This is a genomic window from Microbacterium sp. MYb54 (assembly GCF_002979515.1).
Classification (GTDB): domain Bacteria; phylum Actinomycetota; class Actinomycetes; order Actinomycetales; family Microbacteriaceae; genus Microbacterium.
On the sequence record NZ_PCPA01000010.1, the window covers coordinates 58,979 to 74,295 of the forward strand.

The following is a 15,317-nucleotide window of genomic DNA, read 5'->3' on the forward strand; positions in this document are numbered from 1 at the left end:
CATCTGTCTCCTCTGTTCGTACTGGCGGCTGTCGTGTCCGCATCGAACGCGGATTCAACATTGATCGGTGCAGTACCAGTCAAAGCGGGAGGCCTTACACACGTAACACACTACGAGTAAAGAATCTCGTCGCGCGTCGTCCCGCAGGACGATTCAAGTCCGCCCGCGGGACGAGATCGTCGCGTGCGCGGAGGAGAGGACGAGAGAGCCGTCGGACAAAGAAGAAGCCCCCGGCAGGTGCCGGGGGCTTCTCGATCCTGTGGAGCCTAGGAGATTCGAACTCCTGACATCCTGCTTGCAAAGCAGGCGCTCTACCAACTGAGCTAAGGCCCCGTAAGGGGATTTTCTTGAGTTAAGGAGTGGGGCTACCAGGACTTGAACCTGGGACCTCTTCATTATCAGTGAAGCGCTCTAACCGCCTGAGCTATAGCCCCGTCAACCTCCAAGACTTTACCGGAGAATCACGGAAAATCCGAATCGAGGGGGAGCACCCGGGAGTGTCATCCCCCTCGACCGTGTTCAGCGCCCTGGTCGGATCGTCGCAGTGCCTGCGGAGAGCGAGACGTCGATCGTCCGCCGCGCACTCGAGGCCTCGTCGACCTTCGAGTTGAGGGTGCCCGCACTGATGTCCTGCGTGACGGCGTATTCGACGTCGGGCACGGTCAGATCCAGCGAGCCCGCGCTCACATCGATCGTGGTCTGAGACGGCGGCGCACCCGTCAGCTCGACCGTGAGATTACCCGCGGACACACCCAGATCGGCGGCGGTGACGCCATCGAGGATGATGTCGGCACGACCGGCACTCATCTCCACATCGAGCTCCGTCGCCGATCCGGTGATGTCGAGTGCACCGGCGCTCACGGTGACGTCGAGCACCCCGAAGTCTCCGTCGACGTCGAGGCTGCCGGCATCGAGCGTCAGGTCGGCATCGAACTCTGTGCCACGGAGACTCTCCGGCAGCGTGAGCACGGCGATCTGCTCGTCTCCGAACCAACTGCCGAACCACCAGCCGAATACGCTGTCCGGGCTCCGGACGATGAGTTCGTCGCCGTCGCGCTCGAACGTCCACGCCGTGCCGCGACCGTTGGTGATCGCAAGCTCCGCCTCGTCGACATCGCCGAACTCGACGCGCATGCTGCTGGCGTCCGCATCCAGGTCGATGCCATCGATGCCCTCGACGTCCACGGTCTGCACGGAGTCAGGTCGACTCGACGAGATGACGGTCCCTGCTGCGGCGGCGACGGCGGTGCCGCCGGTGCCCAGGAGGGCGATCCCGCCCACCACCGCTGTCACGACCATGACAGCCGTGGCTCCGGAAGAGCGACCACCGGAGGGACCGGGCGGAGGAGGGGTCGGCGCCCCCTGCGGAGCGGGCATCTGCGGGGCTGAAGCAGGCGGTGGCGTGAGCGGGGTGTGCTCACCCGGGACGCCGCTGTTGTCGGTGGTCATCGTGCCACTCCTGTCTGGCCGGTCGGCGGCGTCGGGCCACCGGTGTTCTCGATGTGGGCGAGGGCTGCGAGCACACGTCGGTTTCCCGACTCGTCCTGCTCGAAACCCAGCTTCTGGAAGATGGCGGTGATGTGCTTCTCGACGCTCGCCTCCGAGAGGAACAGCAGCCCGGCGATCGCCTGGTTCGACTTCCCCTCGGCGATCAGGGCGAGAACCGTACGCTCCCGCTCGGTGAGCCGCAGCATCCGGTCATCCCGATTCCGCCGCGAGAGCAACTGCGCGACGACCTCGGGGTCGAGCACCGTCGCACCCTCCGAGATCCGCTGCACCGAGACGAGGAACTCCGCGACATCCGCGACCCTGTCCTTGAGCAGGTATCCGAGCGGACCACCCTGCGCCGCGATCAGATCCGACGCATATCGTTCTTCGACGTACTGCGAGAGCACGAGGATCGCGAGCGACGGATGCGTCGAACGCAGCCCGAGCGCGGCGCGGATGCCCTCATCGGTGAACGTTGGGGGGAGACGCACATCCAGGATGCACAGGTCGGGTGCCGTGGTGGCGACGGCCTGGTCGAGGCCTTCGATGTCGGGGAGAGCGGCGACCACATCGTGGCCCGCGTCTTCGAGCAGACGCACCAGGCCCTCGCGCAGGAGGACCGAGTCCTCGCAGATCAGGATGCGCACGGTACGTTCACCTCCAGGCTGGTCGGTCCGCCCTGCGGACTGTCGAGGCGGAAGGTTCCGCCCGCAGCGAGGATGCGATTCGCGATCCCGTCGAGCCCACCGCCCGGTTGCACCTGCGCGCCTCCGATGCCGTTGTCCTCGACCCGTGCCCAGAGCGTGTTGCCCTCGCGAAGCCGCACGATGACCCGGGCCTCGCTGGCGCGTGAGTGCTTCGCGGCGTTGGTCAGAGACTCCGCGATTGAGAAGTACACCGCGGCCTCGGCCTCACGACTGCACCGCCCCTCCATCCGCACATCGAGGTGCACGGGAATGTGCGACCTGCCGGCGAGTGCCGAGAGTGCGGCGTCGAGGCCTCTGTCGTCGAGCACGGAGGCGTGGATGCCGCGAGCGAGCTGACGCAGCTCCGTGATGGCCGCCTTGGTGGACGTGTGAGCTTCGTTGATCAGCTCCTTCGCGGCCTCGGGGTCGTTGTCGATCTTCTGCTGTGCCAGTCCGAGCGTCATGCCGACCGAGACGAGACGCGGCTGGACGCCGTCGTGCAGGTCGCGCTCGATGCGGGTGCGCTCGACGTCTGCAGCGCGCACGGCGCCCTCGCGCTGGGCTGTCGAGGTGCGGATGCGCTCGGTGAGCTCGGTCTCCTTGCTGCGGATCACGATCGCGAGTGACAGCGTGCGATGCAGCAGTGCGAGGCCGATCATGCCGACGACGCAGGCCGCGATGCCCAGAATGCCGACCAGCGGCGCCCAGGCGACGGGGATGCCTCCGCCGCCGAACGGTCCCATCACCGAATCCGCAGCGGTGAGGGGCGCGAACGAGATGATGATCGACCAGACCAGGCCCCAGAACAGCCGGAGCACGATCCAGCCGAGAACGGCGGAGATGGCGAAGTTGGCGACCGCGCGCCACATGCGTCCATCGATCGACTGTCTTCCGAGGGCGCGCAGCCAGCCGGCGAACCCGGGGCGGTCACGCGGCTGCAGGCGCAGCGGTGCGATCGGGACGCGGTACAGGGCGCCGACGCGGGCGACTTCGAACCAGCCCAGCCCATACAGCGCGTAGACCAGACCCACGAGAAGGACGAGCCCGATTCCAGCGGCGAACAGGAGTCCGAGGCCCGTGCCGAGAAGGCCGCCGAGCATGCCGAAGATCGCACCGCCGAGGATGCCGACGCCTGCGAGATGCAGGATCGTGAGGAAGAGGCGCAACGGCGGCTTCACCGCCGTTGCGGGAGCCGGGGTCGCAGTCTGAGTGGTCATGCTTCCAAGTTACGGGCGGGCGAGTGCGCGCGACACCGAGTCATCCGGATACTCCACTTCGGGTTTTCCGTAACGAGGAATCAGTGCGTACCCCCGCTCTACGACTCCCGTCTGCTTCACTGGGGGCATGACAGCCCACGAAGGTGAACCGCATGGCGCGGGTCTCGGCCAGCGTTTGAACTGGTTGCGCGCAGGGGTGCTGGGTGCGAACGACGGCATCGTCTCCGTCGCCTCACTCGTGGTCGGCGTCGCCGGCGCGACCACCGACAACGCCGCACTCCTCACCGCGGGGATCGCCGGACTCGTCGGTGGGGCGATCTCTATGGCGCTCGGCGAGTACGTCTCGGTGAGCAGCCAACGCGACAGTGAACGTGCGCTGATCGCGAAGGAGCGTGAAGAGCTTCGCACGATGCCGACGGCAGAGCTCAGCGAACTCACCGAGCTCTATCGCGACCGCGGACTCTCAGAGGAGACAGCACGTCAGGTGGCCGAGGAGCTCACCGCGCACGATGCCCTCTCGGCTCATCTGGAGGTCGAACTCGGCATCGACCAGAACGACCTCGTCAATCCCTGGCATGCGGCGATCTCCTCCGCGGTCGCCTTCACACTCGGCGCGCTGCTGCCGCTGCTCGCGATCCTGCTGCCACCGCCCGAGTGGCGTGTTCCCGTGACCTTCATCGCGGTCCTGATCGCTCTGGCCGTGACGGGTGCCGTGTCGGCGAAGATCGGCGGTTCGGCGCCCGTTCCGGCATCGATCCGACTGGTCGTCGGCGGCGCCCTGGCCCTGGCAGCCACCTGGTTGATCGGCACCCTCCTCGGCACCTCCGGCGTCGTCTAGCGACGATCACCCCGAGGAGCGACGAAGGGCGGATGCCGTAGCATCCGCCCTTCGCGAAATCCGTTCCGTGAGGCGTCGGATCAGTTCGACATGAAGCCGACGAGCAGTCCGCCCGTCACCTTCACCGCGAGGTTGTAGATTCCGGCGACGACGGCGCCGAGCACCGTGAACACGATCAGGTTCAGAATCGCGACCACGGCGGCGAACGCCATCACCTGCGGCAGACCGACGACCTCCGACAGCACGAACGTGTTGTCCGTGATGCTGACCAGGAACCCCTCGGCCGTGGTCATGACGCCCGTCGCCTGGAGCACCAGGAAGATCAGGAAGAACGCGACCATGGTGACCACCGCGAGGGCGACCGCTCCGAGGAACGAGAGCTTCACTGCCGACCAGAAGTCCACGTAGACCAGTCGGAGGCGAACCTGCTTGCCACCGGTCTTGCGGGTCGACTTCTTCGCCAGCTTGTCGGCCACTGTGCTCATGCGTCTGTATCCTCGGGGGTCTCTGTCGTCTCGGGGGCCTGGGTCTCGGCATCCTCCGCATCCGCCTCGTCTTCGGTGAGGCCACGCTCACCGTTACGGGCGATGGCGAGGATCCGGTCGGCCTCCGTCGTACGAGCGAACACCACTCCCATGGTGTCTCGCCCCTTGGCGGGGACCTCGGCCACGGCAGAGCGTACCACCTTGCCGCTGGAGAGAACCACCAAGACCTCGTCGTCCTCGGCGACGATCAGACCACCCGCGAGAGTGCCCCGATCGTCGTTGAGCTTGGCGACCTTGATGCCTGTTCCACCGCGTCCCTGCACGCGGTATTCCTCGACCGCTGTGCGCTTGGCATACCCGCCGTCGGTGACGACGAACACGAACTTCCCAGGCGCTGCGACGGATGCCGAGAGCAGGCAGTCGTCGTCGATCTTGAACTTCATGCCGCGCACACCGGCCGTCGCGCGTCCCATCGGACGCAGGGCTTCATCGGTCGCTTCGAAGCGCACCGACATGCCGCGGCGGCTGATCATGAGGATGTCGTCCGTGGCGTCGACGAGCAACGCGCTGACCAGCTCGTCCTCGTCGTTCAGGCGGATCGCGATGACGCCGCCCTGACGGTTGGTGTCGTACGCCTCGAGCCGGGTCTTCTTGACGAGACCCTCACGCGTGGCCAGCACCAGGTAGTCGGCCACCTGGTAGTCGCGGATGTCGAGCACCTGGGCGATGCTCTCATCCGGCTGCAGTGCCAGCAGGTTCGCGACGTGCATGCCCTTGGCGTCACGCCCGGACTCCGGCACCTCGTACGTCTTCGCGCGGTAGACGCGACCCTTGTCGGTGAAGAACAGCAGCCAGTGGTGCGTCGTGGTCACGAAGAAGTGCTCGACGATGTCGTTGGCCCGCAGCTGCGCGCCCTTGACACCCTTGCCACCGCGGTGCTGGGAGCGGTAGTTGTCGCTGCGCGTGCGCTTGATGTACCCCTCGCGCGTGACGGTGACGACCATCTCCTCCTCGGCGATGAGGTCTTCCATCGAGACGTCGCCGTCGAAACCGTGCAGGATGTGCGTGCGGCGCTCGTCGCCGAAACGGTCGACGATCCCGGTCAGCTCCTCGCGGATGATCGTGCGCTGACGCCCCTCGTCGGCAAGGATCGCCTTGAAGTCGGTGATCTGAGCCTCGAGCTCATTCGCCTGGTCGATGATCCGCTGACGCTCGAGAGCGGCGAGACGGCGCAGCTGCATCTGCAGAATCGCGTCGGCCTGGATGTCGTCGATGTCGAGGAGCTTCTGGAGTCCCTCGTTCGCATCCTGCGTGGTCTGCGATCGACGGATGAGCGCGATGACCTCATCGAGCGCATCGAGCGCCTTCAGGTATCCGCGCAGGATGTGCATGCGCTTCTCGGCCTCGCGCAGACGGTACTCCGTGCGCCGGACGATCACGTTGATCTGGTGCGCGATCCAGTTGGTGATGAAGCCGTCGATCGCGAGTGTGCGCGGCACACCATCGACGATCGCGAGCATGTTCGCGCCGAAGTTCTCCTGCAGCTGCGTGTGCTTGTAGAGGTTGTTCAGCACGACCTTCGCGACCGCGTCGCGCTTGAGCACGACGACGAGACGCTGACCGGTGCGATCGGACGACTCGTCACGGATGTCGGCGATGCCGGTGATCTTGCCGTCACGGGCGAGATCACCGATCTTCACCGCGACGTTGTCGGGGTTGACCTGGTACGGCAGCTCGGTCACGACGAGGCAGGTACGACCCTGGATCTCCTCGACGTTCACGACCGCACGCATCGTGATCGACCCGCGTCCGGTGCGGTACGCCTCCTGGATGCCCTTGGTTCCGAGGATCTGCGCACCGGTCGGGAAGTCAGGACCGGGGACGCGCTGGATCAGACCGTCGAGCAGCTCTTCACGCGAGATCTCGGGATTGTCGAGAGCCCAGAGTGCGGCATCCGACACCTCACGCAGGTTGTGCGGCGGGATGTTCGTCGCCATACCGACCGCGATGCCGACCGAGCCGTTGACGAGCAGGTTCGGGAAGCGGGCGGGCAGGACCGTCGGCTCCTGCGTCTGGCCGTCGTAGTTGTCGGTGAAGTCGACCGTGTCTTCTTCGATGTCGCGCACCATCTCGAGCGCGAGTGGGGCCATCTTGGTCTCGGTGTATCGAGGGGCTGCGGCGCCCATGTTGCCGGGGGAGCCGAAGTTGCCCTGACCGAGTGCCAGCGGATAACGCAGCGACCAGGGCTGCACCAAGCGGACGAGGGCGTCGTAGATCGCCGAGTCGCCGTGCGGGTGGTACTGGCCCATGACCTCGCCGACCACGCGGGCGCACTTGGAGAACGACTTGTCGGGGCGGAAGCCACCGTCGTACATCCCGTAGATGACACGGCGGTGCACGGGCTTCAGTCCATCGCGGACGTCGGGGAGTGCGCGCCCCACGATGACGGCCATCGCGTAGTCGAGGTAGCTGCGCTGCATCTCCGACTGCAGGTCGACCTGGTCGATCTTGCCGTGATCGTGTTCCGGTTCGGTGCGTTCTTCGTCAGTCATGAATCAATCTCTCTGTCACACATCTGGTCTGAGCCCGCGGGCGTCAGATGTCGAGGAAGCGGACGTCCTTGGCGTTGCGCTGGATGAAGCTGCGTCGGGATTCGACGTCCTCACCCATCAGCACGCTGAAGATCTCGTCGGCGGCAGCTGCATCTTCGATGGTGATCTGCTGGAGGGTGCGAGTGGAGTGATCCATCGTCGTCTCCCACAGCTCCTTCGGGTTCATCTCACCGAGACCCTTGTAGCGCTGGATGCCGGCATCCTTCGGGATGCGCTTGCCGTTGTCGAGCCCGTGCTTGAGCAGAGCATCGCGCTCGGCATCGCTGAACACGTACTCGTGTGCGGAGTTCGACCACTTCAGTCGGTAGAGCGGCGGCATCGCGAGGTACACGAAGCCGGCCTCGATGAGTCCTCGCATGTAGCGGAACAGCAGCGTGAGCAGCAGCGTGGTGATGTGCTGGCCGTCGACGTCGGCATCCGCCATCAGGACGATCTTGTGATAGCGCGCCTTCTCGATGTCGAACTCTTCGCCGATGCCGGTGCCGAAGGCCTGGATCATCGCCTGGACTTCTTTGTTGCCCAGGGCCTTGTCGAGGCGTGCGCGCTCGACGTTGAGGATCTTGCCGCGCAGCGCCAGGATCGCCTGGGTGTGCGGGTCGCGACCCTGAACGGCCGAACCACCGGCCGAGTCACCCTCGACGAGGAAGATCTCACTGATCGACGGGTCTTTGCTGGTGCAGTCCTTGAGCTTGTCCGGCATCGCGGCCGACTCGAACACGCTCTTGCGGCGCGCGGTCTCGCGCGCCTTTCGAGCCGCGAGACGAGCGGTCGCTGCATCGAGCGCCTTGCGGATGATGTTCTTCGCCTGGACCGGGTTGCGGTCGAACCAGTCACCGAGCTGATCGCCGACGACCTTCTGGACGAAGGCCTTCGCCTCGGTGTTTCCCAGCTTGGTCTTGGTCTGACCCTCGAACTGCGGCTCACCGAGCTTGATCGAGATGACCGCGGTGAGGCCCTCGCGCACATCGTCACCGGAGAGGTTGTCGTCCTTCTCCTTGAGGATGTTGTTCGCACGGGCGTACTTGTTCACCAGAGTGGTGAGCGCTGCACGGAAGCCTTCTTCGTGCGTTCCGCCCTCGTGGGTGTTGATGGTGTTGGCGTAGGTGAAGACGTTCTCGGTGTACGACGTCGTCCATTGCATCGCGACCTCGAGTGAGATCTTGCGAGCGGTGTCCTCCGACTCGAACGCGATGATCTCGTCGTTGACGACCTCGGCGTGACGCACCTTGTTGAGGTACTCGACGTAGTCGACGAGTCCGCGCTCGTAGAAGAACACGTCGCCGGGCTGCTTGGTGACGGCAGTACCTTCTTCTTCCACCTCGTAGGCGGAGGACTCTCGCTCGTCGCGGAGCTCGATGCGCAGCCCCTTGTTCAGGAACGCCATCTGCTGGAAGCGCGTGCGGAGTGTGTCGTACTCGAACTCGGTCGTCTCGGTGAAGATCTCGGCGTCCGGCCAGAACGTGATGCTGGTTCCGGTCTCCTCTGTCGCCTCACCCTTCTCGAGCTTCTGCTGAGGGATGCCGCCCTCCGCGAAGGAGTGACGCCAGACGAAGCCCTTCTGCCTGACCTCCACATCGAAGCGGGTCGACAGCGCGTTGACCACCGAGGATCCGACGCCGTGCAGTCCGCCGGAGACGGCATAGGCGCCGCCGCCGAACTTTCCGCCGGCGTGCAGGATCGTCAGCACGACCTCGACCGTCGACTTGTTCGGGTCGGAGGAGTGCGGATCGACGGGGATGCCACGGCCGTTGTCGATGACGCGCACGCCACCGTCGGCGAGCATCGTGACGAGGATCGTGTCGGCGTAGCCGGCCAGTGCCTCATCGACCGAGTTGTCGACGATCTCGTACACGAGGTGATGGAGACCGCGCGGGCCTGTCGACCCGATGTACATGCCGGGGCGTTTGCGAACGGCTTCGAGGCCTTCGAGGATCTGAATCGAGTCGGCACCGTACTCACCGGGCTGCTTGATCTTGGGGGAGATCGAGTTGCTCGTGGTCTCGGACCCGTCGATGGGGTCGGAGGTTCCCCCGGTTGTCGATTCCGTCTCGTCAGCAGGGGATTCAGGCGTCATCAGAGGGCATTCTCCACATCGATATCACGAACTCCCATTCTAGCGGGGTTTCGTCGGGAAATGCCGCTCAACGGCCGCGTGTGGCCCTCTGAGCGTTTCGACCCCTTCGCATGGTGCCCTACCCGTAGGTATCGCGCGGGCCCCGTCCTGGAACGGCTCTGGGACCCCATTTCCACGAGGGAACGTCCGGTCCGATGAAGCGGAGGTTCTCGACTCCCGCGTCGGGATACCGCCGACCGATCTCGGTGAGAATGGTCGCCCGCATGAACTGCAGGTTCTTCGCCCAAGCCGTGGAGTCGCACTTCACCGTGAGCAATCCACGCTCGAGAGAGACCGGCTCGGAGTGCTTCGCCGTGTCGGCCCCGGCGAGATCGGCCCACTGACGAACGAGGTCTTCCCTGGCCAGGGTGATCTGCCAGCCCGAATCGCGACTCAGTCGATCGAGGACCGCCCCGAGCGAACCGGGATCGCGCCCCGGCGTGAACGGGGCGTTGTCGTCATCGGTGGTGATGCGGCGCTTGCGCTTCCAGCTCTTGGAGCTCGGCTGGAGTCCGCGCAGCCGAAGATAGGTGCCGACGGTCTCCGGCACCTCGGCTGCCGGAGTCGAAGCCGCGTCAGTCATCTTCACTCGATTCCGGCGTCTGCTCGAGAACACGCTCATCGTTGATGGTTCCGGCGCTGATCCGGACGACATGGGCGTGCAGCACCTCGGGGATATCCTCCTCCACCGCAGCGGTCACCACCACCTGCTCGTACCCGGCGGTCAGGGCGGCAAGCCGCTGGCGTCGATCGGCATCGAGTTCGGCGAAGACGTCGTCGAGGATGAGTACCGGGTCGCCGGCAGGAGATTCACTGCGCAGCAGTTCGGCCGAAGCGAGTCGGAGCGCGAGCGCCACCGACCACGACTCCCCGTGAGAGGCATACCCCTTCACCGGAAGGTCGCGAACCCGCAGAACCATGTCGTCGCGGTGCGGACCGGTGAGGGTCAGCCCTCGGTCGAGCTCCTTCGATCGCTTCGCCGCGAGCGACGCACGGAAGAGATCGGCGATGTGATTCGGATCGCCGAGCCTGGTGATGGCCACCTCTTCCTCGATGTCTTCCGCCCCGTCTTCACCTTCCTCGGGGTCTCCGCCACCGACCGAAAGCGCCCATTCCAGTTGCGGACGATGATCCTCTCCGGCGATCGCTTCGTAAGCATCGGCGACCGGCTGCTGCAGATCTGCCGCCAGACGTTGACGTGCCGTGATGATCTCGGAGCCGAGGGAGACGAGCTTGTCATCCCACACGTCCAGTGTGCTCAGGCCTTCTCCGCGGATGCCCCGGGCTCGCGCCGACTTCAGCAGCGCATTGCGCTGCTTGAGCACGCGGTCATAGTCGGCGAGTACAGCAGCGAGTCTCGGTGTGCGCTGGATGAGGAGCTGATCGGTGAAGCGGCGGCGCGCCGAGGGATCACCTCGCACGATCTGCAGGTCTTCGGGAGCGAACAGCACGACGTGCACGTAGCGGGGGAGCTCGTTCGGTTTGGACGGCGAGCCGTTGATGCGGGCCTTGTTCGATCCCTGCCGGTTCACCTGGACTTCGGCGAGCACCCGACGCTCGCCATGTGAGAGTCGGGCGCGGATCACCGCGAACTCCTGGCCGTCGCGGACCATGGGCGCATCCGACGAAACCCGGTGGGATCCGAGCGTGGCGAGGAACACGACGGCCTCGGCCAGATTCGTCTTTCCCTGACCGTTTCGTCCGACGAGGACGTTCGGACCGCGGTGGAGGGTGAGTTCAGCGGTCGCGTAATTGCGGAAATCGACCAGGCTCAGGTGTTCCACAATCACGCTGTCAGCCTACCTTCGGGGTCTGACATCTCCTTCCGGCGGATCCGGGCCGGCGACCGCTCGATCTCGTCGAGCCGCCGCCGGCCGTGGATCAGGGAAGCGGTCCGTAGAGCGACGGAGAGGTGCGGGCACCCGTCTTCTGCTCGAACGCGTACGCCAAACCGAGCAGCGTGCCCTCATCGAAGTCCCGTCCGAGGAACTCCAGGTTCACCCCGCTGCCGGGCAGAGACTCGCCCGCGACCGTCTGCCCCATCGGAACGGTCACCGACGGCATCCCGGTGTTCGGGCTCAACCTCATGTTGGTGCCCTGCGTCGCGTACGCATTCGTGCTCGGGTAGATGATCGCGTCGAGATCGAGATCCTCCATCGTCTGCGTCAGGAGGCTCTTGCCCGCTGCGATCTGCACGGTGTGCGAGCCGTTCGCTCCTGCCCATGCTTCATAGGTCGCGTCGGTGACGGCGTCTCGCGTTTCGTAGATCGGCCGCCGTGAGGTCACGAAACTGTTCGACGCGAGGATGTCTGTCAGCGTCCGTGCCTCCACCGCCGCACCGAGATGGGTGTCGATGTACTCGTCGAGGTCGTGTCGGAACTCGTTCGTCGATCCGGAGCCCTCGTTCAGCACAGCGGCGAGACCCGCCGGTGGTGTCACGGTAACGACGGTCGCGCCCTGCGCGGTCAGCGCCGCCGTCGCCTCAGAGAAGAGGCGAACGGTGCCGGTGTTGGTGCCGACCATCGAGGTGACGTATCCGATGCGCGCACCCTGAAGTGCGTCCGGATCGAGGAACGAGGTGTACGAATCGGGAACCAAGCCCTGCTGCCGCGCGGTGACGGGATCAGCGTCGTCGACGCCGACGACGGCATCGAGCGCGACCGCTGCGTCGATGACCGATCGGGCCATCGGTCCGCCCGTGTCCTGCGAGAGCGCCAGCGGGATGATGCCGTCACGGCTCGCCAGGCCCACGGTGGGGCGAACACCGACGAGCTGGTTGTACGACGAAGGCACCCGGATCGAACCGCCGGTGTCGGTGCCGAAACCGACAGCGGCGAGATTCGCCGAGATCGCGGCCCCCGTTCCTCCGCTGGATCCGCCGGCCGTCTTCGTGGTGTCATACGGGCTCGCCACGAGGGAGGTCGATCCCGGTTCCTGGAACGAGGAGAACTCGGAGACGAATCCGTAGGCGAACTCGTCGAGACTCGCCTTCGCGAGGATCACGGCGCCGTCGCCCCGGAGACCTGTGACCATCGAGGCGTCAGTGGCCGTCTGATTCTCGTTCCAACACGCGCACCCACCGGTTGTCACCATGCCGACGGTGTCGTAGTTGTCCTTCAATGCGATCGGAACACCCAGCAGCAGGCTCGTCATCCCCTGGGAGGCTCGGATCCCATCGGCCGCCGCCGCATTTTCGAGCGCCTGCGGGTTCACCGTGATGATCGAGTTGAGAGGTCGGCTTCCGCCCGGTGCGACCGTGCGATCGTAGGCCTCGATCCGATCGAGATACTCCTGGGTGATGCTCTTCGAACTCGCGATCCCCGCGTTCATCGCCGCCTGCATGTCGATCACCGAGGCCTCGACGAGCTCGAACGGCCCATCGTCGTAGATCATCCGCTGCGACAGACCTGCGAGATCGAGGATCGTGAGCTCCCCGTCGACATCGGTATCGAGGATCGACACACGCGACCACTCCGGAGAGGCCGTCGTGAGGCCCAGCGATTCACCCGCGATCAACAGATCGGATGCGGTGACCATCGCATCGCCGGTCAGATCGAGCTCGCTGTAGTACGGCGGGAGGCTCACGGATGCTGTCGGCGATGCGGCAACGGCAGGCACGGTCACCAGGCTTCCCGCGACGATTGCAGAACCTGCGACCGAAACGGCGGCAACGGTCCGAAGGGTGATCTTCTTCACGGTCTTGTCTCTCCTGTAGTCCAGCACGTGAGCTCTGACTGCACGTCGGGTCATGGGGTCCTCCGTCGGATGGCGATGATCGTGCCTGCGGCAGCAGCAGCGATAGCGCCGGCACCGAGAATGAGCCAGGGCGCGGCGTCAGTACCGGTGATGGCGAGCGACCCATCCGCAGCGCTGCCCGATCCCGTCCGAGGCCGTGACCCGGGCCCGGACGCGGGATCCGCGCCAACCGAGCCGTCGTCGCCCGAACCGGGCTCCGACTCGTCATCACTCGAGATCGCGACGGTCGTCGATGCGCCCTCTGCGGCCGGATCGACAGTGGACGTCTGGCCGTTCGAACCCACGATCCGACCGGATGAGAAGGCGAGTGAAGCATCCCCCTCGTCGAGTGCTGCGAATCTGAGCGTCACGAGAGTCTGTGTGCCGGCCAGACCGGGTGAAGTACCGAGCCGAGTGGCAGCGATGGCGATCTCGCCTCCCCGATCCGTCACCGAGTCGAATCCTCCGGAGGGCAACTGCTCGCTGTCGTCGATGAACGCGAGGCGCTTCGCGTCGTACGCGATGTCGAGCTCGTACGCGTAGGCATCGACGAGGCCGGTGAAGACCGCGGAGACCGTGACTGTGTCACCGACAGACACCGTGGCCGGAGTCGCCGTCAGCGACACCGTGTCATACGTGGCCGAGATCGTGACGGCGGAAGCAGGCGATGCCGCCCCCAGCGCCAGGAAGGTTGTGGCCGCGAGCACGACGACACCCGAGAGGGGGGCGCGCAGCCTGCGGAAGAGAGCACGAGCATTTTGGGGCATGCGGAGCGTCTTTCGTCTGGAGAGACGAGCGCGGCCGCACGGCTATGCGGAGCAGCCGTGCTCTGGGGCACGGCCGACTCTCGCAGTCTGGTGTTTCGCGTTCTGAGCTTTGCTGTTTCCGGCAGGTAACGGCCGGAAACAGCGGGCTCAGCGCAGGAGGAGGTTCGGCTGAAGGAGGTACTTGAACGAGTCGAGGCCGGCCTGGTCCACAGACGTCTGACTCGTGATCAGCACCGGGCTGAGCTTGTTGGCGTTGTCGCTCGAAGTGAACGTCACGCGGACGAACTCGCTCTTGACCGCACCCAGTGCCTCGATCAGGTACTGCGGGTTCAGGCCGAGCGTGACCTCGTCGCCTCCGGAGAGGATCGCGTCGACCGACTCGGAGGCCCGTGCGTGATCGCCGCCTGAAGCGTCCATCGTGACGCTGTCGTTCGTGAAGGTGAAACGCAGGGGAGCGGCGCGGTCGAGCACGAGCGACACTCGGCGCACGGCCTCGACCAGGTCGGCGGTGTTGACCACCGCGTAGTGGTCGGTCTGCTCGGGGAAGAGGCGGCGGACCGGCGGGAAATTGCCCTTGATCAGGAGCGAAGTCACGGTCTTGTTGCCGGCGGTGAAGGCGATGATCTCGCGGTCACCCGCCCCGGAGAAGGCGATCTGGATGGTGCCGGCATGTCCGAACGTCTTACCGACTTCGAGCAGGGTGCGCGCAGGGACCAGGGCAGTGGCTTCGACGGCTTCGCCGTCCCACGGCACATCGCGGAGCGAAACTCGATAGCGGTCGGTGGCGACCAGGCTCAAGCTGTGCCCGGAGACCTCGAGCTGAACACCCGTGAGGACGGGGGTCACGTCGTCACGCGACGCAGCGAATCCGACCTGGGCGATCGCGGTACCGAAGTCGTCGGCCGGGACGACACCGGAGGACCCGGTGACTTCAGGGATCGAGGGATATTCCTCGACGGGCATCGCGGCGAGCGTGAATCGAGCCGAGCCACAGGTGACGGTGATTCCGCCGTCTTCCTCGACGGCGATCTCGATCGGGGCGTTCGGAAGACGGCTGGCGATGTCAGACAGAAGCCGGCCGTGGACCAGGATCGTGCCCGGGGTGTCGACGGTCGCTTCGATGGTCGTCCGTGCGGAGGCTTCGTAGTCGAAGGCCGAGAGCGTGAGGCCTGACCCATCCGCTTCGATCAGGACTCCGGCGAGGATCGGCTGCGGGTTGCGCTGTGGCAGAAGCTTGACGACGAACGAGACAGCCTCGCTGAAGACATCGCGGTTGACCTGAAACCTCACTGGTGCTCCCTTGTCGTCGAATTGTGACGCGTTGTCGTCGTTCCTGCCGGTGCAGGGCTTCCCATGCTAGCCCCACAGTCCGGCGT

Annotated in this window: 12 protein-coding genes and 2 tRNA genes; 1 reads left to right on the forward strand and 13 read right to left on the reverse strand. The window is 65.5% G+C overall.

Going from position 1 to position 15,317, the window contains the following annotated elements; translation table 11 throughout:
• Positions 1-260: 260 nt before the first annotated feature.
• The 5 genes from CQ040_RS12270 to CQ040_RS12290 all read right to left on the reverse strand — a co-directional run bounded on the left by CQ040_RS12270 (position 261) and on the right by CQ040_RS12290 (position 3,391).
• A tRNA-Ala gene (locus CQ040_RS12270) sits at positions 261-333 on the reverse strand.
• Positions 334-360: 27 nt separating this feature from the next.
• Positions 361-434 (reverse strand) — tRNA-Ile (locus CQ040_RS12275).
• 85 nt (positions 435-519) lie between these two features.
• Positions 520-1,449, reverse strand: coding sequence for a hypothetical protein (locus CQ040_RS12280; protein WP_105526539.1), 930 nt, complete (start codon positions 1,447-1,449; stop codon positions 520-522).
• Positions 1,446-2,135 (reverse strand): response regulator transcription factor, encoded by a 690-nt coding sequence (locus tag CQ040_RS12285; RefSeq protein WP_105526540.1) that lies wholly within the window; start codon positions 2,133-2,135, stop codon positions 1,446-1,448. Before CQ040_RS12285 ends, CQ040_RS12280 begins: the two co-directional genes overlap by 4 nt.
• Entirely contained in the window at positions 2,123-3,391 is a 1,269-nt protein-coding gene (locus CQ040_RS12290) for a histidine kinase (protein WP_105526541.1), read from the reverse strand. Before CQ040_RS12290 ends, CQ040_RS12285 begins: the two co-directional genes overlap by 13 nt.
• A gap of 127 nt (positions 3,392-3,518) precedes the next feature.
• On the opposite strand from CQ040_RS12290, the gene CQ040_RS12295 reads away from it, so the two are divergent.
• The gene (locus tag CQ040_RS12295; protein ID WP_028501209.1) at positions 3,519-4,229 is read left to right on the forward strand and encodes a VIT family protein; all 711 of its coding nucleotides are present in this window, start codon (positions 3,519-3,521) and stop codon (positions 4,227-4,229) included.
• An 80-nt stretch (positions 4,230-4,309) separates the two neighbouring features.
• On the opposite strand, the gene CQ040_RS12300 is transcribed toward CQ040_RS12295, so the two are convergent.
• The 8 genes from CQ040_RS12300 to dnaN all read right to left on the reverse strand — a co-directional run bounded on the left by CQ040_RS12300 (position 4,310) and on the right by dnaN (position 15,231).
• On the reverse strand, positions 4,310-4,714 hold the full coding sequence (locus CQ040_RS12300) for a DUF3566 domain-containing protein (RefSeq protein WP_028501208.1): 405 nt from the start codon (positions 4,712-4,714) through the stop codon (positions 4,310-4,312).
• Positions 4,711-7,266 (reverse strand): DNA gyrase subunit A, encoded by a 2,556-nt coding sequence (gyrA, locus tag CQ040_RS12305; protein ID WP_028501207.1) that lies wholly within the window; start codon positions 7,264-7,266, stop codon positions 4,711-4,713. The genes CQ040_RS12300 and gyrA overlap by 4 nt, the downstream gene beginning before the upstream one ends.
• 43 nt (positions 7,267-7,309) lie before the next feature.
• On the reverse strand, positions 7,310-9,400 hold the full coding sequence (gene gyrB / locus CQ040_RS12310) for a DNA topoisomerase (ATP-hydrolyzing) subunit B (protein WP_028501206.1): 2,091 nt from the start codon (positions 9,398-9,400) through the stop codon (positions 7,310-7,312).
• Between the two features lie 118 nt (positions 9,401-9,518).
• Positions 9,519-10,022, reverse strand: coding sequence for a DUF721 domain-containing protein (locus CQ040_RS12315; protein ID WP_028501205.1), 504 nt, complete (start codon positions 10,020-10,022; stop codon positions 9,519-9,521).
• Positions 10,015-11,229, reverse strand: coding sequence for a DNA replication/repair protein RecF (gene recF / locus CQ040_RS12320; protein WP_105526542.1), 1,215 nt, complete (start codon positions 11,227-11,229; stop codon positions 10,015-10,017). The genes CQ040_RS12315 and recF overlap by 8 nt, the downstream gene beginning before the upstream one ends.
• A gap of 91 nt (positions 11,230-11,320) precedes the next feature.
• Complete coding sequence (locus tag CQ040_RS12325; RefSeq protein WP_105526543.1) at positions 11,321-13,189, reverse strand: amidase family protein; 1,869 nt, start codon at positions 13,187-13,189, stop codon at positions 11,321-11,323.
• Entirely contained in the window at positions 13,186-13,941 is a 756-nt protein-coding gene (locus tag CQ040_RS12330) for a cohesin domain-containing protein (protein ID WP_105526544.1), read from the reverse strand. The genes CQ040_RS12325 and CQ040_RS12330 overlap by 4 nt, the downstream gene beginning before the upstream one ends.
• Before the next feature lie 147 nt (positions 13,942-14,088).
• Positions 14,089-15,231: a DNA polymerase III subunit beta gene (gene dnaN / locus CQ040_RS12335; RefSeq protein WP_105526545.1), complete on the reverse strand. Its 1,143-nt coding sequence runs from the start codon at positions 15,229-15,231 to the stop codon at positions 14,089-14,091.
• Between the last annotated feature and the right edge of the window lie 86 nt (positions 15,232-15,317).

Coding starts and splice junctions, on each gene's coding strand:
- CQ040_RS12280 (WP_105526539.1), bottom strand. CDS start 1,449: ATGACCACCGACAACAGCGGCGTCCCGGGTGAGCACACCCCGCTCACG.
- CQ040_RS12290 (WP_105526541.1), bottom strand. CDS start 3,391: ATGACCACTCAGACTGCGACCCCGGCTCCCGCAACGGCGGTGAAGCCG.
- CQ040_RS12295 (WP_028501209.1), top strand. CDS start 3,519: ATGACAGCCCACGAAGGTGAACCGCATGGCGCGGGTCTCGGCCAGCGT.
- CQ040_RS12300 (WP_028501208.1), bottom strand. CDS start 4,714: ATGAGCACAGTGGCCGACAAGCTGGCGAAGAAGTCGACCCGCAAGACC.
- gyrA (WP_028501207.1), bottom strand. CDS start 7,266: ATGACTGACGAAGAACGCACCGAACCGGAACACGATCACGGCAAGATC.
- gyrB (WP_028501206.1), bottom strand. CDS start 9,400: ATGACGCCTGAATCCCCTGCTGACGAGACGGAATCGACAACCGGGGGA.
- CQ040_RS12315 (WP_028501205.1), bottom strand. CDS start 10,022: ATGACTGACGCGGCTTCGACTCCGGCAGCCGAGGTGCCGGAGACCGTC.
- CQ040_RS12325 (WP_105526543.1), bottom strand. CDS start 13,189: ATGACCCGACGTGCAGTCAGAGCTCACGTGCTGGACTACAGGAGAGAC.
- CQ040_RS12330 (WP_105526544.1), bottom strand. CDS start 13,941: ATGCCCCAAAATGCTCGTGCTCTCTTCCGCAGGCTGCGCGCCCCCCTC.